This window comes from Bradyrhizobium sp. RDM12 (genome assembly GCF_051917485.1).
Classification (GTDB): Bacteria; Pseudomonadota; Alphaproteobacteria; order Rhizobiales; family Xanthobacteraceae; genus Bradyrhizobium.
This window is the reverse complement of sequence record NZ_CM133064.1, coordinates 3,506,056-3,532,529: the sequence shown is the minus strand read 5'-3', so window position 1 is coordinate 3,532,529 and position 26,474 is coordinate 3,506,056. Positions and strand designations below refer to the sequence as shown.

The window sequence follows — 26,474 nt, the reverse complement described above, 5'->3', positions numbered from 1 at the left end:
TGGTGCGCTTCCCGTTGAGAGAACTGGACAATTGATGGTCGTTATCGAAACGCTTTCCGCGTCGTTGGGAGTCGCAAATGCGGCTCCGGGCACCGATTTTGATGCGCGGGGGCCTAGCGGCCCGGCGCTCTCAATTCCGGATAAGCAAAGTCGCCCTTGTCGAGGATGTGGATATCGTCGAGCCACAGGCTGCAGCCGCGAAGCGGGATGTCCAAATGACACGGCGTGTCATTCGTACCGCCGAGTTCCGTGTTCGGACCCGTCGAGAACAGGACGTTCCCGTAGAAGGAAAGCGCATTCATGATGTGCTCCGACGCGACTACCTGGGAGGCCGCGATGTGGTGCCAGGTAGCACGCTCGTTCGATCCCCAGCCGATATGCGAGATCGCCCAGCCGCGCGGATCGCCGAAACTGTCGATATAGTTTTTGATGAGGAGCGCGTCGGTGCCCTCGCCCTTGAGGTCGACGATATAACCGCCCTTCACGGTCAGCGTGACCGGCGACTGGATGTAACGCTTGAACGCGCAGAGGATGTCACCGGGCATCAGCACGACCGTGCCGTTGACGTCGCCATCGGTCGCCTGAGTGAAGGCAAAGCCTGACGGGAAATGATCCCAGCGCCCGGGCTCATCCGTGTATCCGTATTCGGAAATGACCGGGTATTGCTTCAGGCCATAAGTTACGTCCGTTCCGCCGGGCGACGTGATCCGCATTTTGCTGGCCGACTGGAGGAGGGTTCGAGAAAGCTCCGTTCGCCGGCGCAGATCTTCGGTCGGGAACATCTTCTTGAGGATGTGGAACGGCTCCATCACGCGCAAGATGCGCGTGCCCGTTTCCTGAATTTCGGCTTGCTCGCGAGAGAACAGCAACCCCAGGAGATCGATCACCATGTCCACGCGCTTGAGCGTATCGATCGCCGGCTGGTTGCCCGTGAGCGCATGCCGGCCCTGCAGGCCTGCGACCTTGCCCTGGCCGTATTTGGGCACGTTGAGATGAAAGGTCGTTGCGCCGAGGCTCTGCGCGGCCAGCATGAAGGCCTGGGCGTATTCCTGCTGATCCTCGCCGCCGCTCAGGACCGCAACGACTTCGCCCTTCTTCACCTTGCAGAGTGTCAGCTCGGCCTTGAAGAGCTCGAGCATTTCAACATCAACGATTTGTCGGGACATCTTCACTGATCTCCTGTTTGCCGAACGTAGACACGCGGCCGTCGAACCGATCGCGTGGTCGCGCTAGAAGCTCTTCGACGATCGAAAGGAAGCCCTCGGTATCGTCGATCTGCATTTGGTGACCCGCGCTTTCCAGCGTCCTGATCGCGATCGACGGCAGCAATCCGCGAATTTCCGCTTCATCTTCGGGTCGAATGACCCCTCCCCGCCCGGCGACGATCAATGCGGTGGGAACGCCGAGATGGGCGAGGTCGCGGTGGATATCATCTTCATGAAAGCCGTTATGGCTCTCGATGAGAGCACGCTCGTCGCAGGTATGCATCCACTCGGCCCGAGTGCGGATGTGCAGCTCGGGCCACCACGGAGCAGAGGGGCTTCGCAGCGCCGCGTCGGCTTCTCCGCGCTTCGCGCTTTGAAGCAATTTGAGAAGCGGTTCGACCGGAATCGGATAGGCGCGGCGTCCGGGACCGGAGACCGGCGGATCGACTAGTATCAGTTGGTCCATGGACGATGGCCGCCAACGCGCGGCGCGGATCCCGATGCGGCCGCCCATCGAGTGGCCCAGCAGCGTATAAGGGCCCATTCCAAGCGCTTCAGCGAACCCGATGAGGTCGGATGCGCATGCGTCGAGCGAATAATTGAGATGCGGGCCGCTTTCGGAAAGGCCGCGACCGCGGACATCGAGCACGAAAACGTCGTGTCCGGAGCACAGGCGTTCTGCGATGAAGGCCCATTGCGCCGCAGTCGTCGAGATGCCAGGGACAATGATGATCTCCGGCCCGGCCCCGCCGAACCGCAAATAATGCTGCCGAATGCCGTTGGCGTGCACATTGGCGCCGTAAAGCAATCCGGATGCCGCGGCGCCGCTCACGTCTGCTGATCCTTTGTGTGGTCATCCGACAGCGCGCGAAGCCGCTCGATGGCGACCTGCGTCGGCATGACATCCGCGTATTTGCTGGCGATATCGAACAGGTTGACGGCGTGAGACGTGGGCGAGCGGTCGTAGACCGCATCGCTCGGCACAATTGACTTGAAGTTCAGCGCGCACGCATCCACAACCGAAGCCCGCACGCAGCCGCTGGTCGTGCAGCCCGTCACCACCAGCGAGTCGACGCCGGCACCGATCAGATAGGTCGCAAGCGGAGTGCCGAAGAACGCGCTTGCCTGAGTTTTCGGCAGCAGCAACTCGCCGGGCTCCGGAGCCACCTCTCGGACGAAGTCGTAGCCCTCGGACGGGATCCGCATGATACCCGGGATCTTCGCGGAGAACGCGCCCTGGTCCTGGCCTACCTTCCGCGCGACATGCGGGAAAATCACCGGCCGTTCTTTCTCGCGAAACAGCAGCACCAATTCGGCGATGTGTGCGATCGCATGCCAACCGGCCTCGCCGCAGCTGGTGGGGTATTGCTTGATCGCGTCGCGGATCGGCATCGGCCGGTCGCCGACCGAACGATACTGCACGTCGATGACCAGCAACGCCGGTCGTCTGCCGAATCCCGCCGCACCACCCAGCCCTGCGAGGGCATAGGTTTCGCGCTCGTCCAGCGGTATCACGTCGTCCCAGGGGTGCCTGGTGCCAGTCACGGTTGCGCTCCAGAGGTCACAATCGTGAGCATGTCAGTGAAGCGGCGCGGTGGCCGCGTCGTACTGGTAGATCCAATCGTATCGCGCAGCCGTCGCGTCCGGTGCCCACTGGGTCTTGATGTAGTCACCCGCTGTCTCCGGCTTGCACAGCGCCTGGTTATGAAAGATCGGCAGCATGCCGGCCGCCGACTTTGCGACCTTGGTGGTGCGATCGAGCCGCAGGCCCTGATACGTCTTGAATACCGCCGCGATGTCATCGGGATTCTCCTCGAAGCAACGGGCGAGGACGGATGCATCCTCCAGGGCCATGTTCACGCCCTGCCCGAGGTACGGCAGCATCGAATGGCAGGCGTCGCCGAGCAGGGTGACGCATCCCTTCGACCACGTACCCAGCGACGGGCGCACGAACAGTCCCCACTTGTTCAGGGTATCCACATTCCCGACCAGTTCGATGATGTCCGGATGCCAGCCCTCGAAGTCCTTCAGGCATTCCTCGACAGAACCCTTCTCCGACCAGGATTCGAGGAGCCAGTCGTCATGGTCGACCTGGCCCGAAAAGGTCATCATGACGGTGTTCTGCCAACGGACCGGATAGGCAGTGACATGAGCGGTGGGTCCGATCCAGGTTGCCACCTCGGGTTCGCGCTGATGCCGCGCAAGGCGGTCGACGGGCACGAGACCACGCCAGGCGATGGCCTTCGTGTACTCGCTCTCGATGTTGCCGATGAGGCCAAGGCGGACCTTCGAATGCGCACCGTCAGCGCCGATCAGCGCGCGTCCTTCGACTTCGGAGCCATCAGCAAGCTTGGCCCGAACCCCTTCGTCGTCTTGACTGAACCCGACAACGTGGGCGCTCAGATGAATGGCGCCCGGCTTCAACTCGCGCACGCCGTCGACGAGGATCTTCAGCAGGTGAGCACGGAGCAGCAGATAGGGCTGATTGCGCGCCGCGTCGGAGCTGCGGTTGTAGAGGGGCCACCTATCACCGGTGTTCCAGAGCCGGATCGAGCGTCGCTCGGCCGCGATGCAGTTCTGCTCGACCTGTTCGGTGAGGCCGAGATCCCGAAGAACGCGCACGCCGTTCATGGAGATCCAAAGGCCGGCTCCGACCTCGCGCAACTCGGACGCTTGCTCAAATACGTCACAATCGATGCCGCGACGAAGCAGCGAAAGCGCCATCGCCAAGCCGCCGATGCCGGCGCCGGCAATGAGGACACTCGATTTACTGACCTGTTCAAGAATCATGATATCTCCAAACGAGATTGCGCTATCTTGCGACGGGCTAGGCGGCGTCTTCGGAGACTTGCTCGGCGGCAAGGCTCCTTACGGCCTCGAAAATCTTGGTGTATCCGGTGCAGCGGCAGAGGTTGCCGTGCAGGTAGTGACGGATTTCTTCGTCAGTCGGGTGCGGCGTCGCCTTCAGCAACGCTGTCACAGCCATAATGAAGCCCGGCGTGCAGAAGCCGCACTGAAGGCCGCCGTGAAGCACGAACGCCTTCTGAATCCGCGATAGGCCCTCGGGCGGCGTTACGCCCTCGATCGTCGTGACCTCCCGCTGATCGACATCGACGGCGAGCGTGGTGCAACTCGAGATCGGCTCACCGTCGAGCAGAACGGTGCAGGCGCCGCACACCTCCATGTCACAGGAGCGCTTCGTCCCCTTCAGGCCAAGGCGATCCCGGATCAGGTCGATCAATAGCGTATGGGCAGGAACGTCGATCGCGATCGCCTGGCCGTTCAGCGAGAACGAAATGGGCAGCACATGTGTCATTTCACGCGCTCCCGGCTGCGGCGATCGCCTCGTCCGCGTTTCGCAGAAGCAAGACACCTGCAAGGTGCCGCTTATATTCGGCGCCGCCATGCCGATCCTCGTTGACTTCCAACTCGCCCAGCGCCGTCGGGAGCACCGCCTCGATCGCCGGGCGGACTTCAGCGACGGATATGCCCTGGAGGACATCTTCGATGGCCTTCAAAGGCTGAGGTCGCGAACCGAGCGCTCCGACCCGCACGCGGGCGCTTCTGATCGTCCTTCCGCTGGGGCCCAGCGACCAAGCCATCGCGACATTCACCGAGGGCCTCTCACCATGCTTGAACCGCCGATAGGTCACCGGTCCGGTAGGGCGCGAAAACGCAATGACTGTCAGAAGCTCATCCGGCTCCCGCACCGTTTCCAGCTCACTTCGGATGAAATCGTCAGCGTGAACGACACGCGTACCGCTGGGGCCAATAAGCACCAGCCGTGCGTCCAAGGCCGCGAGCATAGTCAGCGGATCGGCGTGGGGCTCTCCGAAGCACAAATTGCCTCCGATCGTTCCAACGCTGCGGATCCTGATGTTCGCAACGTTGGCACAGAGCGAGGACAGCGCCGGCACATGCGCGCGAATAACAGGATCATTGGCGATCTTGTTGTGCGTACAGCGCGCACCGAGTTCGATGTCATTCGCATCGTTCAGAGCAATGCGGTCAAGTCCGTTGATTCCCTTAATGTTGATGAGCCGGTCCGTATGGATGACGCGCAACTTCAACGCCAGTAGCAATTCGGTTCCGCCGGAGTAGAACATGCCGTCACCGGACTTTCCGACCGCACGTACGGCGCCGGCAATCGTCGAAGGCCTCTCGAATGCGAAGGGTGAAGGCAGCATGATCAGGTCGCGCCCAACATTTCTTTGAGCCGCTTCTCGAACTCCTCGAAGTTCTGATCGACGCGACGCTTGATGACGCCGAACCCCATAGTCGCGAGCCGACCTTGCACGTCGACCTTCGCGTCCACGGCGAATGTGGACCCCGCCCCTTCCGGCGTCACAGTCACGTCGAGAACAACCGCCAGCCTCGTCCCGGTGATCTTGTCGCGGCCCGTGGCGCGCGTGCGGACGTGAGACGGCTCCGTTATCGATTCAACGATGATGTCGGCCGGGACCTCGACCTTGAACGGGCCGATCTTCTGTTTGACGGTCGCTTTGTAGGTTGCAAGCCGCTCGATTTCCTCGACGTTTTCGCAGCCGGGGATGCAACCCGATATGCGAGGGACGTCGATCAGCGTGCTCCAAAGCTCCGCCGGCGTCGCGGGCACCACCATCGACATATTGAATTCCATGAATTCAGTTCCTCTTCTGCAGGGCGCGCCATACCTTTTCGGGCGTCATTGGCAGCTCGGTGATCCGAATGCCGTAGGCGGAGAACAGCGCATTGGCGATCGCGGGCGCGACCGGAAGGATCGCTCCCTCGCCCATTCCCTTGGCGCCGCCTGGACCGGGACCGTCGCCGTTTTCGACAAGGATGGTGTCAAACACGGGGGGAACGTCGGAGATGCGCGGTATCGAATAATCGATCGGCGTCGCATTGACCGGCTGGCCATCCTCGAACTCCAGCACTTCATAAAGTGCGTGTCCGAGGCCCATGATTGCAGCCCCCTCGTCCTGCCCTTCCGCCGCAACGCGATTGATCACGCGGCCGACGTCAGCGGCGCTGGCATATCGGGTGACATGGATCTCGCCGGTGTCTTCATCGACAATGATTTCAGCGAGGCCCGCGGAAGTCTCCCAGAACAGAGGGGACTCAACCAGGGTGCCCTTCTTCGAGCGTGGCGTAATCGCGCCGCGGCCGATGACCTCTCCCGAATCGACACCCAGCGTGCGGTGAAAAATCTGGTGGAAAGTGAGAACCTCGGATCCGGTCGTGACACCGCCCTCAACAAGCGAGAGGTTCTCCCGGGGAAGCTCCCAAACATCAGCAACCATTTCGAGTATCTGATCGGCTGCGTCGAGTGCGGCATTCTCGACGGAAAGGCCGACGACCACGGTCGATCGGCTTGCGCCTGTGCCCCAGTCGTAAGGGGCGACGGCCGTATCGGTGCGCAAGACGGTTACCGCGGAGGCTGGCTGCTTCAAGGTCTGCGATGCGATGCGCGCCATGGTCGCGTGCGCGCCCTGGCCGACTTCAATGCTGGAGACCGAAACGAGGATCGACCCGTCGATCTTGAGACGTACGATCGCGTTACTAATCGGCGTATTGGCCGGATCGGTCGCGGCGACTGCCAATCCGCGCGCCTGCCGGTTGGAGGCCTTCACCTCCGATGCGAACGACTGGGTCACTCGGCCCATCAGCTCACTCATATCCATATCGAGCGCCCGCAAATCGGGGCGGATGCGCTCACCGCGGGACGCCAAATTCCGCAACCGAAACTCGGACGGATCCATGCCGATTGCCGCCGCGACATTATCCATGTGCGATTCTTTGGCCCAAACAGCTTGCGGCCCCCCGATCGAGCGGAACGCCGCACCTGGAACGGTGTTCGTGTAGACCGCGCAGGCCTCAAGACGCAGATTGGGCACCGCGTAGGGGCCCATGATGCGATTTGCCGCTTTAGTGGCGACGGCCGAGCCTGTGTCGGAATATGCCCCGCCATCGAGCAGCAGTTTGGCGCTCTTGGCGAGGATCCGTCCGTTGGCGTCCACAGCCGTTCAGATCGCGATGTCGGCGCCCAACCTTCTGCACGTGAGCATCGATTCAGCTATGGATTGGGCAATCCGGACCGGGCGTTGCACCTTCCACGAAGCAGCGGCGACCAAAGGCTCAATCTTCACCGAGGCCTTGCCGCCAAACCCTCCGCCGACAAACGGAACGATCACCCGGACCTTGGCCAGTTGCAGCCCGAAGAGGCGCGATAGCACTTTCTGAACAGCGGTCGGCGTTTGTGCACCTGCCCAAACCGTCAGAGAGTCCCGCTGGAAATCCGCAATGACCGCATGCGGCTCCATTGCGAAGTGAGAAATGGCCGGGAAGGTGAAGCGATCTTCGTGGATATACGCTGCGGTCGCCTCCGCCGCGTCAACGTCTCCGACGTTGTTCCGGTAAGTGTGGAAAATGTTGGTGTTCTGGGTCGGCCGGGCGCCGCCCTTGAAATAAAAGTCTTCCAGATTTTCATGGCGCTCGTGGATGAGCGGCGCTTCTTCCGCCAGGGCTTCCTGGATGGTCGTTGCGCGCGGAAGGTCATCGTATCCCACATCGACTAGTTCTGCGGCGTTTTCTGCGATCTCGATTGTCTCCGCGATCACCACGGCGACGGGTTCGCCCACATATCTCACGCGGTCGGTCGCAATGATCGGCCGGTCTTTAAGCACAACGCCCCAGTTACCGAACGAGGCGACGTCTTCGCCGATCAGCACGTCCACAACGCCGTCCATGGCCCGTGCAACGCTCGAATCGATAGAAGCGATGCGGGCATGAATGGCTGGCGAGCGAACCACAAACCCATGCAGCATCCCCGGAACCGTCAGGTCGGTAACGTACTCGGCGCGGCCCGTAACCTTTTCGATCAGGTCGGGCCGAACGGAACTCATGTTGTCAATCGCCGACATACGCAAATCCGATGGTACTTTGGTGCGCCGGTCCGTAAGGCGTGTAGCCAAGGTCCGGGGAGCAATCTTAGGACACTACAACATTTATCACTTGTATGCAAGTGCTGCACTTGCTTGCAAGTTATTAGATGTTCTCTTCCCGTGATCGGAGGCAAGCCAGGAGCGAATCGGTCTAGCCCAGCGCGTGCGAGAATGGGTTTGCCTCTTAGGCGGAGCGGATTTCGATATGCGAACGACGGACGCATCGAAGCGAGCCACTTCCGGGGCTCTCAACGAAGCAAATCGCATTAAACAGAATGAAGTCGAACAAAGATGGATTTCCTAGGTCGGGAAATGTAGACAATCGGCCGGCACCGGAGACCTTCGGAGCTTGAGGCCTGTATTTCTTGAACTGAGGCAACCTACGGCAAGGAAGCAAAAAGTGGTGCAACCCAAGACAAAGCCGCGCGCGGCCGGGAAAGTGAAAGAAGCTATAGATTCGTACCGGCTGGATGACGCACCGGGCTTTTTGTTGCGAGTCGCGCTCCGTACTCACACGTCCATCTTTGCCGCTAAGATGATTGAAGAATTAACGGGGCCCCAATTCTCGACGCTAGCGAAATTGAAGGAGGTAGGCCCTTGCTCGCAAAACCACTTAGGACGGCTAATTCATTATGATTCGGCGACCATCACCGGCGTTATCAATCGCCTGAAATCTCGCGGCCTCATCAAGAGCTCCAAAGACCCTCTGGATCCGCGGCGACGCGAGATAGATTTGACCGAGAAGGGAAGACGGATAGCGGACGCAGCGATTGAAACTATTGGCGAGATTTCCGGCGAGACATTCGCTCCGCTGACCCAAGATGAATTTCGAGCGCTCACCGAAATCTTGAAGAAGATCATACGACGCTGATCAACCGGCTTCGAGCGGCACTAGATATCGTCAGCAGCCGAGAAAAAGGGCCCGGCGATCGCGCCGGGCCGAGTAGAGGGAGGAAAACGAAAGATCGCAAATCTTTCGCAGACGCCGAATGCGGAATTCGATCGTAGAAACCCAACGAACGACCTCCAGCAGCAATACTATCGTACATGTCAGACCGCATTTTGTGCTGAAGTCGGCATCTCTCCGCACCGTTTCCGGCATTTGACGGGTCGTACGATTTCGACAGCACGACAAAGAGCGCGCGCGAGACTTGGAAGGTCCCGATCACCAGGCTCCACGCGTCCGGTAGTTCATTTCATCGCCCGGCTCCGATCTCGCAATGCCCGCACCGCCGTACCCGCCTTTGCAATTCAGAGATCCGAATCTCCTGCCAAGGGATGACTGCCGGTCCCCGTTGCGTCGATGAGTATCTATTCCTTGACTCTGCGCGCTGAATGAATCGTGCTAGTGACCCGAGGGGCTGTCCTCAATCGTCCCTACCTAGCGCGCGGAGTATCTTCCTTCTATAGCTCGCCAGGTCGAACAGGAGTCTTGGCACTCTTTTGAGCGCAATCGCCTTGCCCTCGATTGCGAGATGTAGAACTCGTACCAATCTGGCAAGACCAAGTTCTACAAACGCGAGCCGAACATGCGGATCGTTCACAATCCTGAGCTGGTTGTCTACAATGACGATGGATGCCGCGAGATCAGGTTTCGTCTCCAGAACGAAGTCTCGACATGCCGCGGCAAATTCCTCCTCTTGAACGCTCAAAGGTACCTTTATTTCCCTGCGAGAACTCCCCGCCATATTCGGGTCCCCTATGAACGAGCGGCAGCGAGGCACCTGAGCCGGCTCAGGTTTTTGGATTTCTAGTGGCTCGCGCGCTTGGTCGATCTCTTCGGACCCGGCAACACATCCGTGCAAACACCTTCATACACTTCGCCAGCCAGGCCTATTGTCTCTCCGAACGTCGGATGCGGATGGATGGTCTTGCTGAGATCAATTGCATCGGCGCCCATCTCGATCGCCAGGCAGATTTCTCCAATCATGTCGCCAGCGTGCGGGCCAACGTTCACACCGCCGATGATGCGGTGCGTCTCTTGGTCGATGATCAGCTTGTTCATGCCATAAGATGCGCCCGAGGCGATCGCTCTGCCCGAGGCAGCCCACGGAAACTTCGCGGATCTAACGTGCCTGCCCGAGGAGGCCGCTTCATGTTCCATGATGCCAACCCAGGCCACCTCAGGATCAGTGTAGGCGACGTTCGGAACGATCTTCGCGTCAAAGAAGCTCTTGAGCCCGGCAGCCGCTTCTGCCGCGACATGCCCCTCGTGAACCGCCTTATGGGCGAGCATCGGGTTACCCGCGACATCGCCGATCGCGAAAATATGAGGCAAATTCGTCCGCATTTGCCTATTGACTGCAATGAAACCTTTGCGTCGCATCTTACACCAATCTTCTCCAAGCCCAGATTTGCGCTGTTAGGCGCTTTGCCTGCGGACTGCAGGATCAAATCGTACGTTCGACGCCCCGGCTTTGAGCTTTCAATCTGGACCGATACGCCGTTACTATCTGCCGTGGCGCTTACTATATGCCGCCTCACTGTGCCCGAGCCGAGCATTGAGCTTCTGGATCAGCTGATCCGCGGCGTCTGCGATCACGGTACCGGGCGGGAAGATGGCTTCGGCACCGGCGGCGTAGAGCTCATCATAGTCCTGCGGCGGCACCACGCCGCCGATGATGATCATGATGTCCTCGCGGCCTTGCTTCTTCAGCGCGGCCTTCAGCTCCGGCACCGCGGTGAGATGGGCGGCAGCGAGCGAGGAGACGCCGAGGATGTGGACGTCGTTCTCGACCGCCTGTCGCGCGGCTTCATCGGCGGTCGCGAACAGCGGCCCGATGTCGACGTCGAAGCCGATGTCGGCGAACGCGGACGCAATCACTTTCTGGCCCCGGTCGTGGCCGTCCTGGCCGATCTTGGCGACCAGGATGCGCGGACGGCGGCCCTCGGCCTCCTCGAAGGCGTCGATCAGCGCCTGAACCTTCTCGACCCGGTTGCCCATGCTGGACGCCTCCCGCTTGTAGACGCCGGTGATGGATTTGATCTCGGCGCGGTGCCGGCCGAACACCTTTTCCATCGCGTCCGAAATCTCGCCGACGGTTGCTTTCGCCCGCGCCGCGTCGATCGCGAGCGCGAGCAGATTGCCGTTGCCTTCGCCGGCCGAGCGCGTCAGCGCAGCGAGCGCGGCGTCGACGTCCTTCTGGCTGCGTTCGGCCTTCAGCCGCGCCAGCTTGTCGATCTGCAGGCGCCGCACATTGGTGTTGTCGACCTTGAGGATGTCGATCGGCGCCTCGTCGGTCGGCTTGTACTTGTTGACGCCGATCACCGCCTGCTTGCCGGCATCGATGCGGGCCTGGGTCTTGGCCGAGGCCTCCTCGATGCGCAGCTTCGGCACGCCGGCCTCGATGGCCTTCGCCATGCCGCCGAGCTCCTCGACCTCCTGGATGTGGCCCCACGCCTTGGCGGCGAGATCGCCTGTCAGGCGCTCGACGTAATACGAGCCGCCCCAGGGATCGATGATGCGGGTGGTGCCGCTCTCCTGCTGCAGGAACAGCTGGGTATTGCGGGCGATGCGGGCCGAGAAATCAGTCGGCAGCGCCAGCGCTTCGTCGAGCGCATTGGTGTGCAGCGACTGGGTATGGCCTTGCGTTGCTGCCATCGCCTCGACCGTCGTGCGCATCACGTTGTTGAAGACGTCCTGCGCGGTCAGCGACCACCCCGAGGTCTGGCTATGCGTGCGCAGCGACAGCGAGCGTGGGTCCTTCGGATTGAACGGCTTCAGCAGCTTCGCCCACAAGAGGCGCGCGGCACGCAGCTTGGCGACTTCCATGAAGAAGTTCATGCCGATCGCCCAGAAGAACGACAGACGTGGTGCGAAGCGATCGACGTCGAGACCCGCGGCAATGCCGGCGCGTAAGTATTCGACGCCGTCGGCGAGCGTATAGGCGAGCTCGAGGTCCTGCGTCGCGCCGGCCTCCTGCATGTGATAGCCGGAGATCGAGATCGAATTGTATTTCGGCATCTTCTGCGAGGTATAGGCGAAGATGTCCGAGATGATCCGCATCGAGGGCGCGGGCGGATAGATATAGGTGTTGCGCACCATGAACTCTTTCAGAATGTCGTTCTGAATGGTGCCCGACAGTTTTTCCGGCGGCACGCCCTGTTCGCTCGCCGCGGCGACATAGAGCGCCAGGATCGGCAGCACCGCGCCGTTCATGGTCATGGACACGCTCATCTGGTCGAGCGGAATCCCTGCGAACAGCGTGCGCATGTCGTAGATGGAATCGATGGCGACGCCGGCCATGCCGACGTCGCCGCCGACGCGCGGATGATCGAGGTCATAGCCGCGGTGGGTGGCGAGATCGAAGGCGACCGAGAGGCCCTTCTGTCCGGCCGCGAGGTTACGGCGGTAGAACGCGTTGGAATCCTCCGCCGTGGAGAAGCCGGCATATTGCCGGACCGTCCAGGGCTGGTTGACATACATGGTCGGGTAGGGACCGCGCAGGAACGGCGCGATGCCTGGCCAGGTCTCAAGGAAATCGAGCCCGGCGATATCTGCTTCTCCGTATGCCGACTTGACCGGAATGCCCTCCGGAGTCACCCACGGATCGACGGAAACGGAAGAAGCGGCGACCGAGCACCTTTCGAAAGCAATACTTGCAAAATTCGGGATAACGCTGATGGATGACATCTGAGTGTTCGCGTTCGATTGTCGATTATCCAGAAACCTTCGGGTTTTGGATCCGGTTGTAAGCGGCATTTAGCGTTGCCAAGGCGTCGCAACTGACGTGAATAAAGCTGCAGATGCCAGCCCGCCGAAACGCGGGCTCGGATAGAGAGGGAAGTCCCGCCAAATAGATGTGCCTAGCTCCGACTTGCTGAAGCGCGTGGGCGGAGATTTCGGCGCACTCCGCATAGATCTTATCGCTGGAGCAAAGGCAAGCAAGTTCGGCACCAGAGCCCGTGAATGCGAGGGCAAGCTCGGCTGGGTCGGCGAAGCCGGCGCCGTCGATAGCCTCAATTCCTCCCGCTTCGAAGAAGCTCTTGGCGAATGTCGCGCGGGCCGTAAAGTCGGTCGGTGTGCCGAGATTAGCAAGAAACACTCGCGGCCGCGCGCCGAGTAGCTTCAATATCGCATCGGACTTATCGCGGAGCGATTCGAACGGTTCCGCAAGCCGGATCGGCGGCAGTGGGTCGAATACGAATTTCTGATCAAAGCTAGGCGGAAGAGCCATCGGTCTTACGCTTAGTACCGCCGCTGCGCCTTCGCCAAGGTTTGCGAACTCGCTCACTCCGGTCAGCGGGTCGCTGCGTTTCGCGAGATTTGCACAGCGCGCTGTGCGTGTAGCTGTGATCTTCGCCTGAAGCGTTCCTTGCTGTAGAGCGGCAAAAATGCCGCCCGCATTTTCAGTCTCTTGAAAACTCCTCCAGGCCGCGTCGCAAAGCTCCGTTGTTAGCGCCTCAATGCCGCCAGCACCTGCGGCAGGATCGCTAACCTTGGCAAGATTGCTTTCCTCCAGCAGCAGAAGCTGCGTGTTGCGGGCCACGCGCCGGGCAAACGAGTCTGGAAGGCCGAGCGCCAACGTGTGCGGCAGGACTGTGATCGCATTGGCACCGGCGATTCCCGCAGAGAATGTAGCCAAGGTAGCGCGCAACATGTTTACGTAGGGATCGCGCCGGGTCAACATGCGCCAGGACGTGTCAGCCGCAATGAACAGCGGCCTCGGCGCCACACCGCACACCGATCCGATGCGCGCCCAGAGGAGTCGCAACGCGCGGAATTTAGCCATAGTCAAAAACTGGTCGGCGTCAGCAGTGAGTCGCGCATAGATCATACTTCGCGCTTGATCCAGCGGAATGCGCGCTGCCTCCATAGCGTGCAGATATGCCACGCCGCAGGCGAGCACAAAGGCAAGCTCCTGCACTTCTGAGCCGCCGGCGTCATGAACGATACGCCCGTCGCTCGCGGCAAACGGCCCCTTGAACCCCAGCGTTACAAGCCCTTTGATCGTGCTGGCAACGTTCCGTGCGATTTCTTCCCAAGTGTATGGACTACGTCCGCTTAGGGCGCACGCGCCCAGCGGATCGAGCCCAAATCGAATGTCGCAGACGGCAGGATCGAGACCGACCGACTTCACATATTCCGCAACATGGATCGCGGTCTTACGCCCGTCTGTACCAATTTGGAGTTCAATCCCGATGCCGGCATCAAGGTGGACGTCCTTTAAAGCTTTGGCGACGGTACCTGCCGTTTGATCGAGACCGAACCCGCGGCTGCTGTTGGCGCCGGCAAAGACGAGCGCCAGGCCCGTCGCCCCATTCTCCAGATCGTGAAGGGCCTGCCTATTGGCCGTCACCGCGTCTGGATGATCGATGCGCTGCATGATCTGCCAAGGCGCCGCGGGTGCCCGCCCGTCGACTAGTGCAATATCTTTCGCGCGGAGATAAATCGGCTCGATTCTCAAGTCGTCGTACGTCCTACCAATCAGCTTTTCGAACGGCGCTCCCTTTAGCACGCCATCAACCAGCTTGTGCCAGTCTTGGCGTGAAGCAGGCGCAAAGCCCGATGCCAATGCCAACCGTTCGGTTTTCATCAAGTCCACCTAATCCCAAGTGACGCCGAGCTGCCCAACATGACTTCTGCCTGGAAGTAACCGGAATTCCTGCAGTCAGGCTGCCCATCTCAGGTCGCCTCTTGCGGTATTCAGGAAAACTCCAAAATCAGCGCGTCGACCGCGAGCGTCGCACCGGCACTGGCGTGGATCTTCTTCACGGTGCCGTCCTGCTCGGCGCGGAGCACGTTCTGCATCTTCATGGCCTCGACTACAGCCAGCGTCTCGCCGGCCTTGACCTCCTGGCCTTCCGTCACGGCGATCGAGACGATGAGCCCGGGCATCGGACAAAGCAGCTTCTTGCCGGTGTCGGCGGCCGTCGCCACCGGCATCAGCTTCGCCGATGCCGCTTCCGCTTCCGTCCAGACATAGACCGGCACCTCGACGCCCTGATGCGCGACGCGGATGCCGTTGGCGATCGGGCGTGTCTGCACCGCAACGACATGGCCGTCGATGGTACCTTGCCAGACCGGATCGCCCGGCTTCCATGCGGACTGCAGCAGATGCGCGTTGCCGGCCTTGCCCTCGGCATCGACGAAGCGCACCGCGATCGCCTCGCCTTCGCGCGCGACCTCGAGCAGAATCTCCTGGCGGTCGAGCCAGACCGCGCGGCGGCGCTCGCGTTGCACGATGCGACCGCCCATCTGGCCCGAGATCTGCCGCTTGCGCTCCCCTAACACGTGGTCGACGGCAGCGCCGACCGCGGCGATCCGACGCGCGACCTCGCCTTCGGGCACGCGCACCGCAAAACCCTTGGGGAATTCCTCGGCGATGAAGCCGGTCGACAGATTGCCCTCGCGCCAGCGCGGATGGTGCATCAGCGCGGACAGGAACGGGATGTTGTGACGGATGCCGTCGACGTAGAACGAATCCAGCGCGACGGCCTGCGCCTCGATGGCGGCCGCGCGCGAGGGCGCATGCGTGACCAGCTTTGCGATCATCGGATCGTAATGGATCGAGATCTCGCCGCCTTCCTGCACGCCGGTGTCGTTGCGCACGGTGATGCCGTCCTTGCTGACTTCTGCCGGCGGACGGTATTTCACCAGACGCCCGATCGAGGGCAGGAAGCCGCGGAACGGATCTTCGGCATAGAGGCGCGATTCCACCGCCCAGCCGGTCAGCGTGACGTCCTTCTGCGTCATCGCGAGCTTCTCGCCGGCGGCGACGCGGAGCATCTGCTCGACGAGGTCAACGCCGGTCACAAGCTCGGTGACGGGATGCTCGACCTGAAGGCGGGTGTTCATCTCCAGGAAGAAGAAGCTCTTGTCCTGCCCCGCGACGAATTCGACGGTACCGGCGGAATCGTAGTTCACGGCCTTGGCGAGCGCGACGGCCTGCTCACCCATCTTGCGGCGGGTGGCTTCGTCGAGCAGCGGCGACGGCGCCTCCTCGATGACCTTCTGGTTGCGGCGCTGGATCGAGCATTCGCGCTCGCCGAGATAGATGACGTTGCCGTGCTTGTCGCCCAGCACCTGGATCTCGATGTGGCGGGGATTGACGATGAACTTTTCGACGAAGACGCGGTCGTCGCCGAACGAGGCCTTGGCCTCGGCCTTGGCGAGATTGAAGCCCTCGGACACTTCGGCTTTGGAATGCGCGATGCGCATGCCCTTGCCGCCACCGCCGGCGGAGGCCTTGATCATCACGGGATAGCCGATCTCGTCGGAGATCTTGACCGCGTGCTTGTCGTCCTCGATCACGCCGAGATAGCCCGGCACGGTCGAGACCTTGGCTTTCGCAGCCGCCTTCTTGGATTCGATCTTGTCGCCCATTGCGGCGATCGCGCCGGGGTTCGGGCCGATGAAGACGATGCCGGCGGCTTCCAGCGCGCGCGGAAACGCCTCACGCTCGGACAGGAAGCCGTAACCGGGATGCACGGCCTCGGCGCCCGTCTTGCGGCAGGCCTCGACGATCTTCTCGATCACCAGATAGCTCTCGGCCGCGGCGGGCGGCCCGATCAGCACGGCCTCGTCGGCCATCTCGACATGGAGAGCGTCGCGGTCGGCCTCGGAATAGACTGCAACCGTCTGAATTCCCATGCGGCGAGCGGTCTTGATGACCCGGCAGGCGATTTCGCCGCGATTGGCGATCAGAATCTTCTTGAACACAGCTCTTCCTACAACGGAATGTTGTCGTGCTTCTTGGCCGGAATTTCCATCTTCTTGTCACCCAGCATGGCCAGCGCCCGTGCGATGCGGCGCCTCGTTGCATGCGGCATGATGACATCGTCGATATAGCCGCGCTCGGCGGCGATGAAGGGTGACAGGAAGCGATCTTCGTATTCCTTGGTGCGGGCCGCGATCTTGTCGGGGTCGCCGATGTCGCTGCGGAAGATGATCTCGACCGCACCCTTGGCACCCATCACCGCGATCTGCGCGGTCGGCCAGGCGTAGTTCATGTCGGCGCCGATCTCCTTGGAGGCCATGACGTCGAAGGCGCCGCCATAGGCCTTGCGCGTGATGATGGTCACGAGCGGCACGGTGCATTGCGAATAGGCGAACAGGAGTTTCGCGCCGTGCTTGATCAGGCCGCCATATTCCTGCGCGGTGCCCGGCAGGAAGCCCGGCACGTCGACGAAGGTCACGATCGGGATGTTGAAGGCGTCGCAGAAACGAACGAAGCGCGCCGCCTTGCGCGATGCGTCGCTGTCGAGCACGCCGGCCAGCACCATCGGCTGGTTGGCGACGAAGCCGACGGTGCGGCCGGCGATACGGCCGAAACCCGTGACGATGTTCTTGGCAAAGCTCTCCGCGATCTCGAAGAAATCGCCTTCGTCCACGACTTTCAGGATCAGCTCCTTCATGTCGTAGGGCTTGTTCGGATTGTCGGGGATCAACGTGTCCAGGGACATGTCGACCCGCTCGATGTCGTCGAAGCTCGGCCATTCCGGCACGCCGTCTGTGTTGTTGGACGGCAGGAAGTCGATCAGCCGCCGCATCTGCAACAGCGTCTCGACGTCGTTCTCGAACGCACCGTCCGCGATCGAGGAGCGCGTGGCGTGCACCGAGGCGCCGCCGAGTTCTTCCGCCGTAACCACCTCGTTGGTCACGGTCTTCACGACGTCGGGGCCGGTGACGAACATGTAACTGGTATTCTTCACCATGAAGATGAAGTCGGTCATCGCTGGCGAATAGACGTCGCCGCCGGCACAGGGGCCCATGATCGCCGATATCTGCGGGATCACGCCCGAGGCGAGCACGTTGCGGCGGAACACGTAGGAATAGCCGGCGAGCGCGGCCACACCTTCCTGGATGCGGGCGCCGCCCGCGTCGTAGAGGCCGATGATGGGCGCGCGCGCCTTCATCGCCATGTCCTGCAATTTTGTAATTTTCAGAGCGTGGGTCTCCGACAGCGAACCGCCGAACACCGTGAAGTCTTTGGCGAAGACAAAGGTTTTGCGGCCGTTGACGGTGCCCCAGCCGGTGACCACGCCGTCTCCCGGAATCTTGGTCTTCTCCATCCCGAATTCGGTCGAGCGGTGCTGGACGAACATGTCCATCTCCTCGAACGAATGCTTGTCGAGCAGCAGATCGATCCGCTCCCGCGCGGTGAGGCGGCCGCGCGCATGCTGCGCGTCGATGCGCTTCTCGCCGCCGCCGAGCTTGGCGCCGGCGCGACGTTGTTCAAGGGCCTCGATAACGGACATCGATTGGGCCAACTGATCTACCGCTTTCTGGCGATTGGAGGCAGGTCGGTGCAAATGCCCTCATGGACTTCGGCAGCCATGCCGATCGTCTCGCCGAGGGTCGGATGCGGGTGAATGGTCTTTCCGATATCGATCGCGTCAGCCCCCATTTCGATAGCGAGACAGATTTCCCCGATCATATCGCCGGCATGCGGTCCGACGATCACGCCCCCGACGATGCGACCGGTTTCGGCGTCGAACAGCAGCTTCGTCATGCCATAGGACGCGCCCGACGCGATGGCCCGGCCGGACGCGGCCCATGGGAATTTTGCCGAACGGATCTTCCGTCCGGATTCGGCGACATCACGCTCGGACTTGCCGACCCAGGCGATCTCAGGATCGGTGTAGGCGACATTGGGGACGATCTTCGCGGCAAAGGCCGCCGGCTTCCCGGCAGCTACTTCCGCGGCGACGTGCCCCTCGTGAACTGCCTTGTGCGCCAGCATCGAACCGCCGACGACGTCGCCGATGGCGAAGACGTTGCGCGCCGTCGTTCTCATCTGCTCGTCGACCTGAATGAAGCCGTTCGAATCGATGGCAACGTCGATCCGTTCGAGGCCGAGGTCGCTACTGTTGGGAACACGGCCGGCCGATTGCAACACCAAATCGTACGATCGTGTCCGTACCGATGCGCCTGTGGTACCGACCCTCACGCCGTCCGGCGTGATTTCGGCGGTTGATACGCTGCTTGCGACGTCGATATGCTCGAAGCGATGCGCGTTGCGCGAACGCCAGATCTTCACCGCGTCGGCATCCACGCCCGCCAGGATATCGGGAAGCCTTTCGACAAGATTGATCTTGGCGCCGAGCGAGCTGTAGACGGTCGCCATCTCCAGCCCGATGATCCCCGCTCCGATCACGAGCATGCGGCCCGGAATGCTTCGCAGCGCGAGCGCGCCGGTCGAGGTCACGACCCGGTCGTCCTTGGGAAGCACCGCCAGCTGCACCGCGCGCGAGCCCGTGGCGATGATGCATTGACCAAATTCAATTTGCTGCGAGCCTGCCCCCTCACCGACAATCTCGAGCCGCATGGCGGAGGCGAATTTCGCGATGCCGCGGATCACCGTGACGCGGCGCGCTGCCGCCATCTGGCTCAGCCCATCCGTCAGCTTCTTGACGGTGCCGTGCTTGAAGGCGCGCAGCTCCTGCAGATCGATCTGCGGCGCGGCGAAGCGAATGCCCTTGTCCGCGATCCGTTCGGCTTCCTCCTTGACGGCCGCAACATGAAGCAGCGCCTTCGACGGGATACATCCAACGTTCAGGCAAACTCCGCCCAAGGTGCCGTATCGTTCGACGATCGCGGTGTTCAGTCCAAGGTCTGCGGCCCGAAACGCTGCTGAATAGCCGCCCGGCCCGCCTCCGATCACGACAAGATCGTAGCGCGTATAATCTGTTGCGCGCTGGCCAACATCCTGATCCGCCGAGATCGTCTCGCCTTGCGCGCCCGCTTCGTCCGACGCCGACGCCGTGCCAATCATGGAGCCTTGAGACACCTTGTCTCCAACACGCAGCGGCATGCTCGTGATCACCCCTGCGATCGGCGACGGAATCTCCAGCGTGGCCTTGTCGGATTCCACTGTGATCAACGCCTGTTCCCGCACGACGACGTCGCCCGCCCTGACGTGGACCTCGACGACTTCGACGTCTCGGAAATCCCCGATGTCGGGGACCCGGATTTCCTCTGTCCGCATCTGCGTCCTCACAATGCGAAGCGCCGCAGATCGGAGAGCACCGACGCGACGAAGCCCAGGAACCGGGCCCCAGCCACGCCGTCGACGACCCGGTGATCCCACGACAGACTCATCGGAAGGATGAGGCGCGGTTCAAACTCGCGGCCGTTCAAGACCGCCTCGGTGGCGGCCCGCCCGGCGCCGAGGATCGCCACCTCGGGCGCGTTGATGATGGGCGTAAATCCCTGACCGCCGATGCCGCCGAGAGACGACACCGAGAAACAGCCGCCCTGCATGTCGCCCGACGCGAGCTGCCCCGCGTGCGCCTTGTCGGCGAGCGAGCGCATCTCCGCGGCAATCTGCCGAAGGCCCTTCTTATCGCAGTCCCGGATCACCGGCACGACCAGACCTCTCGGCGTGTCGACAGCGACGCCGATGTGGACGTAGTGCTTGAGGATCAACTCATCGCCATCGAGCGACGAATTGAAGCGCGGGTATTTCTGCAGCGCCAAGGCCGCGGCCTTGATCAGCAGCGACACCATGGTGAGCTTCGCCGTGTCCTTCGCGGCCTCGGCATTGGCGAGCTGACGAAAGGCTTCGGCGTCGGTCACATCCGCTCTGTCGAAATTCGTTACATGGGGAATGACGCTCCAGTTGCGCGAGAGGTTCGTACCGGTCAGCTTCTGGAGCCGTGTCAGCGGCAGGCGCTCGACCGCGCCGTACCTCTCGAAATCCACCTTGGGCCAATCGACCGGGGCGCCGGGCTCAGGCGCCATCGCCGGTCTCGATCGCACCAGTCCGTTGACGAAGGCCGCCACATCCTCGCGCAAAATCCGGCCCTTGGGGCCTGTGGGCACGACAGAGTCCAGCGTCACGCCGAGCTCACGCGCCAAAGCGCGGACCGACGGCGATGCATGCGCCGCCCCGCTAGGCTGCGGCTGCTGTGCACGTGCTCGCGAGTCATCGACTGGAGCCGCGGGCGCCGGCCGTGACAGCGCCTCCTGCTGCGAGATCCGTTGCTCCACCAGCGGTGCCGACGCAGTCGCCGGCGGAGGCGCGGTGGATTCGCCGCGACCTTCGAGGACCATCAGAACCGAACCTTGAGAAACCCGCACCCCGACGTCGATCATCAGTTTGGCCACCGTGCCTGCGGCTGGGGATGGCACCTCCATCGTCGCCTTGTCGGACTCGATCGACAGCAACGGCATGTCGATCGTGACCTCGTCGCCGACCGACACATTGATTTCGACTACCGGGACATCCTTGTAGTCCCCAATATCTGGCAGAACGACTTCAATTGAACGAGACATGCGCGCTTCGCCCTCTCTCAGCGCGACCAAGGCGATGCAACGCCGGTCGGCAATTCGTAGCTGGCGATGGCTTCGGCGACCTGCTCACGCGCCACTTGACCCAATTTTGCCAGTGCCGACAGCGCCGCAACGACGATCTGCTTGCGATCGACCTCGAAGAACGATCTCAGCGCGGCGCGTGTATCGCTGCGCCCGAAGCCGTCGGTGCCCAGCACCGTATAGGGCGCCTCGATGTAAGAACCGATCAGTTGCGGATACGCCCGGACATAATCCGATGCCGCGACGATCGGCACCTTGCCGCCGAGGCATTGTACGACGTGGCTCTCGACCGGGGTCGACAGTGGCGAGAGCCGATTAGTTCGCTCCACATCGCGCGCCTCCCGCGCCAGCTCGGAAAAGCTCGTTGCCGACCAGACTTCACAGGCCACTTTCCATTCGCTTTGCAGCATCGCTGCGGCGGCGAGCGCCTCCGGGAGAATGGCGCCCGAGCCGACCAGCCTGATCTTCGCCGGCCCGTCAGCGCTCGGCAGAACCCGATAGAGACCCTTGATGATGCCGTCGCGTGCATCGTCGGGCATCGAGGGCTGCGCATAGTTCTCGTTCATCGCCGTGAGGTAATAGAACTCGTCGTTGCCCTGCTCGAGCATCGACCGCATGCCGTGATCGACGATGACGGCCACCTCGTAGGAGAATGCCGGATCGTAGGCCCGGCAGTTCGGAACGGTCGCCGCCATCAGATGGCTGGACCCGTCCTGATGCTGCAAGCCTTCGCCGCCGAGCGTCGTCCGGCCGGCCGTCGCCCCGATCAAAAAGCCACGCGCGCGCTGGTCCGCCGCCGCCCAGATCAGATCGCCGACCCGCTGAAAGCCGAACATCGAATAGTAGATATAGAACGGCAGCAACGGGAAGTTATGGATGCTATAGGAGGTCGCCGCCGCGGTCCATGACGAAATCGCCCCCGCCTCGGTGATCCCCTCCTCCAGCAATTGACCGTCGATCGCTTCCTTGTAGTACAGCATCGAACCGGCATCTTCCGGCTCGTAGAGCTGTCCCGTCGGCGAGTAGATGCCGACCTGTCTGAATAGGTTCGCCATTCCGAAGGTGCGGGCTTCGTCGGCGACGATCGGAACGATGCGCGGGCCGAGCGTTTTATCCTTGAGCAAATTGGTGAACAGCCGCACGATCGCCATCGTGGTCGACGTCTCCTTGCCGTCGCCGCGCAGCGCGAACTTCGCGTAGGATTGCAGCGGCGGCACCGGCAGCGCCGCCGAAGCGCGTCGCCGCGCCGGCATGTAGCCACCGAGTGCCGCGCGACGGGCGCGCAGGTACTGAATTTCCGCGCTGTCTTCCGCAGGCCTGAAGAATTCCAGATCCTCGACTTGCTCGTTGCTGAGAGGCAGGGCGAACCGGTCGCGGAACGCATACAGCGCGTCGACGTCGAGCTTCTTGGCCTGGTGCGACGTCATGCGCGACTCGCCGGCGCCGCCCATGCCGTAGCCCTTCTTGGTCTTCGCCAGAATGACGGTCGGCCGACCCTTAATGTCCTTCGCGGCGGCAAAGGCCGCGAACAGCTTCTTGAAGTCGTGGCCACCGCGCTTCAGGCCGTCGATATCCGCGTCCGACATGTGCGCAACTAGCGCCCGGACCTCGGGATCCTCGCTGAAGAAGTGGGCGAGGTTGTAGGCCCCATCCTTGGCGCCGAGCGTCTGATATTTGCCATCGACGGTGTCAGCGAATTTGCGCAGCAGCGCATGCTTGCTATCGCGCGCGAAGATATCGTCCCAGTCCGATCCCCACAGCACCTTGATGACGTTCCAGCCGGCGCCCTGGAAAAGTGATTCGAGTTCCTGAATCACCTGCCCGTTGCCTCGGACCGGCCCATCCAGGCGCTGCAGGTTGCAATTGACGACGAAGGTGAGGTTGTCGAGATTTTCCCGCGCCGCCAGGGCGAGCCCGGCGATCGATTCCGGCTCGTCCATCTCGCCGTCGCCGAACACACCCCAGACGTGGCGACCAGCCGTCTGCACTAGGCCGCGATGCTCCAGATACTTCATGAACCGCGCCTGGTAGATCGCGCTGATCGGCCCAAGGCCCATCGACGCCGACGGCACCTGCCAGAACTCCGGCATCAGCCAGGGATGCGGATAGGACGACAGACCGGGGCCGCTCAGTTCCTGGCGATACAGCTTCAGATTTTCGTCCGACAGTCGGCCTTCGAGATACGCTCGTGCATAGACTCCGGGGGACGAATGCGGCTGGAAGTACACCAAGTCGCCCTCCGACTCGGAGCTTGACGCGCGAAAGAAATGATTGAAACCGACTTCGAAAATCTCCGCGGCCGAGGTGTAGCTGGCGACGTGCCCGCCGAGCTCCCCATAGGCCTTGTTGGCACGGACCACCATCGCGAGCGCGTTCCAGCGAATGATCGCCGTCAGGCGGGTCTCGATCGCGATGTCGCCGGGGTAGGGCTTCTGCTGCTCGAGCGGAATAGAATTGCGATAGGGCGAAAACGGCGGAGAGTCCGGCGGAACGCCGAGCTCCTCCGCGCGCCGATCGAGCGCAGCCAGGATATATCGCACGCGCTCGGCACCGGCGCTGTGGTAGAGCGATCCAAGCGAGGCGAGCCAATCGGCGGTTTCGACCGCATCCTGATCGGCGTTGACGGCCTTGCGTGGCGGATCGATGTGTGCAGTCATGCGTCGGGCTCCGAGAAAGCCCGCACTTGGTAGCATCGGGTGCTATGGCACGTGCTGCTGAATACGGCCGCGTTCCGACGGATTGCCCGGCTCCGGCGGGACGCCGAGGCTCGCATTGCAGCATTCTCTGCTGTTGGTTTAATCGGGCGAGTGATCGAGCCGTCGGCCGCCTGACAGGTGCTCCCGCTTGGTCAGGGCGCAGCATGCCGCATCGCTCAGCGCCCACGCCGCAGTAGCGGGCATCTTGTCGCAGATCAGCGAACTCGACGGCTCGCCGCGACTAGTGACCTGACCTTTCAAAACAGCTAACCTCGGCTAGCAGCAGGATCTGCATCAAAGCTTGACCGACTTGACGAATTGGCAGGATTGAAATGCCGCCGGAGACCGAGCTCGATCGCGAATTTGCGCGAATGGATCTGCCCGATCTTCGGATCAACTATGATCCTGTCGATCCGGATCAGTTCGATCGTCCCGTCACTTCATTCTGTCTCGAAACCAGCAAAGACAACGACGATCTGCCGCTGCACTCACACCGCAAAGGCCAATTGGTCGTCGCATCTCATGGCTCGGTGATGTGCCGGGCGCCTGGCGGCTTGTGGATCGTGCCTCCGCAAGGCGCGGTATGGATCCCGGCCGGCGTGCAGCACAGCAATTGCGTGGCCGATTTCGGCAAACTCTACACCGTGTTCATCGATCCGCAGGTCAGCATGCTGCCGCGGACCTGCTGCACGCTGATGATCACGTCGCTGGTGCGCGAATTGATCCACCGTCTCTCGGTGTTCCCACCGCTCTATCCGCTGGAAGGACCAACCAGCCGTCTCGGCCGCGTTTTGCTCGACGAACTCGTGCAGATGTCGACAACGGATGAAATGTATCTGCCGATCTCCCCCGACGCCCGTCTTCAACACCTCGCGACCTCCTTGTTGAATAATCCGGGCGACCGCAGCACGATGGACGAAGTCGCCTCGCGCTACGCGATGAGCGAGAGTACGTTCGCACGCTTCATCGCCAAGGAAACAGGGATGACCTTCGGGCGCTGGCGCCAGCGTCTCCACATTCTGATCGCCATGCAGCGCCTCACGGCGGGCACTTCGGTCCAGGCTGTGTCGCTGGAACTGGGCTACGAAACGCCCAGCGCGTTCATCACGATGTTCAAGAAGACGATGGGAAAGAGCCCCCGCCGCTTCCTTGCCGAGCGGTCGCGCCTGATCAATTCGGACGGTTTGCCCTAGTTCGCACGTCCCTGCCTGAGCCTTTGACTACCGCGACCCCACGACGCTTTCGTGGGGCCGCCCGTAACGACGTCAGCGTTTGCTGTAAGGCGCAAGCGGATACTCGAGCGACGCTTCCGCAATGGCCTTTGGAGCCACCACCCGCGGCCTGCCTTTCAAACCCTGCAGCATCACCATCGAACAGTGGATGTTCTGGCCGGTCTCGTCGAACTTGGTGTTGTCGCCGTACATCAGGATCGGCTTCATGTCGGTCTTCTTGAGCGCGCCGTGAATCGCCGCCGACTCCGGCGACGCCGCCCGCGTCACGGCGTCTGCGACGATCTGCACCGCCTCGAACGCGCAGCCCGCATTGGCATCGAACCAGTCATTCGGGTAGTCGGCCGCGAACATCTTCACGATCTTGTCGGTCTCGGCGCCCTTGGGATTGAGCCACAACGCCGACAGAATCGGACCGTCACCATACTTTCCGAGCGCGTCGTGATACGCCTTGTCCGACACGCCGTTGGAGTTGGGCGAAAACACCATCTTTGGATCCCAGCCCTGCTTGATGCATTCGCGCGCGATCATGATCGCGTCGTTGACGCGCGTGACCGAGATCAAAGCATCGGCACCCGACGCTTTCGCCTTGGCGACCTCTACCGACAGATCCTTCGCTTTCTCGTCATAGGCAATGTACTGCGCGATCTTGAGCGGAACATCCACTTCCTTCCACGCCTGATCGATGCTGGCCGCCGTCGACTGCCCCATCGTGTTATTGAGATGGAGAACGACCGCGCTGCTCGGCGGATCCTTCAGCGTGCCGAGCACGGACTTCAGCTCGGTCAGCGATTGCCGCACGATGGTCAGCGACGTGGGATAATAGCGGAACACCTGGGTGAAGCCCTGCGAAGTCACCTGGGTAGCGCTCGCGATGTGGACCACCATGGGCACCTTGGCGGCCTCGCAGGCCTGCAACGCCGAAATGGTGGCGCCGGAATCCCACGCGCCGATCAGCACGGCGCAGCCCTGCCGGATCAGGCTCTCGGCGGCAATCCGACCGTTCTCCGGACGGCTTTGCGTGTCGGCGTGAACGATCTCGATGTCGAGGCCGAACTTCTCACGCGCGAATTTGACGCCGAGATCGATGCCGCGCACGCAGGCTTGACCGGGAAACGCCAGCACGCCGCTGCTGGGCATGATCGCTCCCACCTTCACCTTCG

Annotated in this window: 18 protein-coding genes and 1 pseudogene; 2 read left to right on the top strand and 17 right to left on the bottom strand. The window is 62.0% G+C overall.

The genetic code is table 11. The features are described 5' to 3' along the window. Positions 1-113: 113 nt before the first annotated feature. From ACTGJ9_RS16985 to ACTGJ9_RS16950, 8 genes and pseudogenes are all read right to left on the bottom strand, one after another. On the bottom strand, positions 114-1,031 hold the full coding sequence (locus tag ACTGJ9_RS16985; protein WP_456677975.1) for a leucyl aminopeptidase: 918 nt from the start codon (positions 1,029-1,031) through the stop codon (positions 114-116). A 115-nt stretch (positions 1,032-1,146) separates the two neighbouring features. Continuing rightward, positions 1,147-2,037: an alpha/beta fold hydrolase gene (locus ACTGJ9_RS16980; RefSeq protein ID WP_456677974.1), complete on the bottom strand. Its 891-nt coding sequence runs from the start codon at positions 2,035-2,037 to the stop codon at positions 1,147-1,149. Next, a complete protein-coding gene (locus ACTGJ9_RS16975; protein ID WP_283017173.1) occupies positions 2,034-2,720 on the bottom strand; it encodes an isochorismatase family protein in 687 nt (228 codons plus the stop codon). The genes ACTGJ9_RS16980 and ACTGJ9_RS16975 overlap by 4 nt, the downstream gene beginning before the upstream one ends. Positions 2,721-2,783: 63 nt before the next feature. Next, positions 2,784-3,995 carry an FAD-dependent monooxygenase gene (locus ACTGJ9_RS16970; RefSeq protein WP_456677973.1) on the bottom strand — a complete coding sequence of 404 codons (1,212 nt, stop codon included), beginning with the start codon at positions 3,993-3,995 and terminating at the stop codon, positions 2,784-2,786. Positions 3,996-4,032: 37 nt separating this feature from the next. After that, a complete protein-coding gene (locus ACTGJ9_RS16965) occupies positions 4,033-4,521 on the bottom strand; it encodes a (2Fe-2S)-binding protein (RefSeq protein WP_038950124.1) in 489 nt (162 codons plus the stop codon). Position 4,522: 1 nt separating this feature from the next. Then, entirely contained in the window at positions 4,523-5,392 is an 870-nt protein-coding gene (locus ACTGJ9_RS16960; RefSeq protein ID WP_456677972.1) for an FAD binding domain-containing protein, read from the bottom strand. Between the two features lie 2 nt (positions 5,393-5,394). After that, the gene (locus ACTGJ9_RS16955) at positions 5,395-5,844 is read right to left on the bottom strand and encodes a CoxG family protein (RefSeq protein ID WP_007594424.1); all 450 of its coding nucleotides are present in this window, start codon (positions 5,842-5,844) and stop codon (positions 5,395-5,397) included. Positions 5,845-5,848: 4 nt separating this feature from the next. Beyond that, positions 5,849-8,011, bottom strand: a pseudogene (locus tag ACTGJ9_RS16950) (xanthine dehydrogenase family protein molybdopterin-binding subunit). A 517-nt stretch (positions 8,012-8,528) separates the two neighbouring features. Here ACTGJ9_RS16950 and ACTGJ9_RS16945 point away from each other — a divergent pair. Further along, complete coding sequence (locus ACTGJ9_RS16945) at positions 8,529-8,999, top strand: MarR family winged helix-turn-helix transcriptional regulator (RefSeq protein ID WP_038944656.1); 471 nt, start codon at positions 8,529-8,531, stop codon at positions 8,997-8,999. A gap of 879 nt (positions 9,000-9,878) precedes the next feature. On the opposite strand, the gene ACTGJ9_RS16940 is transcribed toward ACTGJ9_RS16945, so the two are convergent. From ACTGJ9_RS16940 to mdeB, 8 genes are all read right to left on the bottom strand, one after another. Further along, entirely contained in the window at positions 9,879-10,454 is a 576-nt protein-coding gene (locus ACTGJ9_RS16940; protein ID WP_456677971.1) for an FAD-dependent oxidoreductase, read from the bottom strand. A gap of 123 nt (positions 10,455-10,577) precedes the next feature. Continuing rightward, positions 10,578-12,752 (bottom strand): methylmalonyl-CoA mutase, encoded by a 2,175-nt coding sequence (gene scpA / locus ACTGJ9_RS16935; protein ID WP_456678554.1) that lies wholly within the window; start codon positions 12,750-12,752, stop codon positions 10,578-10,580. A gap of 34 nt (positions 12,753-12,786) precedes the next feature. After that, positions 12,787-14,664, bottom strand: coding sequence for a methylmalonyl-CoA mutase family protein (locus ACTGJ9_RS16930; protein WP_456677970.1), 1,878 nt, complete (start codon positions 14,662-14,664; stop codon positions 12,787-12,789). Positions 14,665-14,774: 110 nt separating this feature from the next. Next, positions 14,775-16,790 (bottom strand): acetyl-CoA carboxylase biotin carboxylase subunit, encoded by a 2,016-nt coding sequence (locus ACTGJ9_RS16925; protein ID WP_456677969.1) that lies wholly within the window; start codon positions 16,788-16,790, stop codon positions 14,775-14,777. A gap of 8 nt (positions 16,791-16,798) precedes the next feature. Continuing rightward, the gene (locus tag ACTGJ9_RS16920; protein ID WP_219679306.1) at positions 16,799-18,328 is read right to left on the bottom strand and encodes an acyl-CoA carboxylase subunit beta; all 1,530 of its coding nucleotides are present in this window, start codon (positions 18,326-18,328) and stop codon (positions 16,799-16,801) included. A 17-nt stretch (positions 18,329-18,345) separates the two neighbouring features. Then, on the bottom strand, positions 18,346-20,058 hold the full coding sequence (lpdA, locus tag ACTGJ9_RS16915; RefSeq protein ID WP_456677968.1) for a dihydrolipoyl dehydrogenase: 1,713 nt from the start codon (positions 20,056-20,058) through the stop codon (positions 18,346-18,348). Between the two features lie 8 nt (positions 20,059-20,066). Next, the gene (locus ACTGJ9_RS16910; RefSeq protein WP_456678553.1) at positions 20,067-21,347 is read right to left on the bottom strand and encodes a 2-oxo acid dehydrogenase subunit E2; all 1,281 of its coding nucleotides are present in this window, start codon (positions 21,345-21,347) and stop codon (positions 20,067-20,069) included. Positions 21,348-21,364: 17 nt separating this feature from the next. Continuing rightward, positions 21,365-24,043 (bottom strand): alpha-ketoglutarate dehydrogenase, encoded by a 2,679-nt coding sequence (mdeB, locus tag ACTGJ9_RS16905; RefSeq protein WP_456677967.1) that lies wholly within the window; start codon positions 24,041-24,043, stop codon positions 21,365-21,367. 410 nt (positions 24,044-24,453) lie between these two features. Here mdeB and ACTGJ9_RS16900 point away from each other — a divergent pair, with 410 nt between their 5' ends. Continuing rightward, the gene (locus ACTGJ9_RS16900; protein ID WP_148754990.1) at positions 24,454-25,275 is read left to right on the top strand and encodes an AraC family transcriptional regulator; all 822 of its coding nucleotides are present in this window, start codon (positions 24,454-24,456) and stop codon (positions 25,273-25,275) included. Between the two features lie 72 nt (positions 25,276-25,347). On the opposite strand, the gene ACTGJ9_RS16895 is transcribed toward ACTGJ9_RS16900, so the two are convergent. After that, positions 25,348-26,451: an ABC transporter substrate-binding protein gene (locus tag ACTGJ9_RS16895; protein WP_456677966.1), complete on the bottom strand. Its 1,104-nt coding sequence runs from the start codon at positions 26,449-26,451 to the stop codon at positions 25,348-25,350. Between the last annotated feature and the right edge of the window lie 23 nt (positions 26,452-26,474).

Excerpts from the sequence above, each read along its gene's own strand:
- ACTGJ9_RS16955 (WP_007594424.1), bottom strand. The coding sequence starts at position 5,844 with ATGGAATTCAATATGTCGATGGTGGTGCCCGCGACGCCGGCGGAGCTT.
- ACTGJ9_RS16985 (WP_456677975.1), bottom strand. The coding sequence starts at position 1,031 with ATGCTGGCCGCGCAGAGCCTCGGCGCAACGACCTTTCATCTCAACGTG.
- ACTGJ9_RS16895 (WP_456677966.1), bottom strand. The coding sequence starts at position 26,451 with ATGCCCAGCAGCGGCGTGCTGGCGTTTCCCGGTCAAGCCTGCGTGCGC.
- ACTGJ9_RS16940 (WP_456677971.1), bottom strand. The coding sequence starts at position 10,454 with ATGCGACGCAAAGGTTTCATTGCAGTCAATAGGCAAATGCGGACGAAT.
- ACTGJ9_RS16930 (WP_456677970.1), bottom strand. The coding sequence starts at position 14,664 with ATGAAAACCGAACGGTTGGCATTGGCATCGGGCTTTGCGCCTGCTTCA.
- ACTGJ9_RS16970 (WP_456677973.1), bottom strand. The coding sequence starts at position 3,995 with ATGATTCTTGAACAGGTCAGTAAATCGAGTGTCCTCATTGCCGGCGCC.
- ACTGJ9_RS16965 (WP_038950124.1), bottom strand. The coding sequence starts at position 4,521 with ATGACACATGTGCTGCCCATTTCGTTCTCGCTGAACGGCCAGGCGATC.
- ACTGJ9_RS16900 (WP_148754990.1), top strand. The coding sequence starts at position 24,454 with ATGGATCTGCCCGATCTTCGGATCAACTATGATCCTGTCGATCCGGAT.
- ACTGJ9_RS16910 (WP_456678553.1), bottom strand. The coding sequence starts at position 21,347 with ATGTCTCGTTCAATTGAAGTCGTTCTGCCAGATATTGGGGACTACAAG.
- ACTGJ9_RS16960 (WP_456677972.1), bottom strand. The coding sequence starts at position 5,392 with ATGCTGCCTTCACCCTTCGCATTCGAGAGGCCTTCGACGATTGCCGGC.
- mdeB (WP_456677967.1), bottom strand. The coding sequence starts at position 24,043 with ATGACTGCACACATCGATCCGCCACGCAAGGCCGTCAACGCCGATCAG.
- lpdA (WP_456677968.1), bottom strand. The coding sequence starts at position 20,058 with ATGCGGACAGAGGAAATCCGGGTCCCCGACATCGGGGATTTCCGAGAC.
- ACTGJ9_RS16920 (WP_219679306.1), bottom strand. The coding sequence starts at position 18,328 with ATGTCCGTTATCGAGGCCCTTGAACAACGTCGCGCCGGCGCCAAGCTC.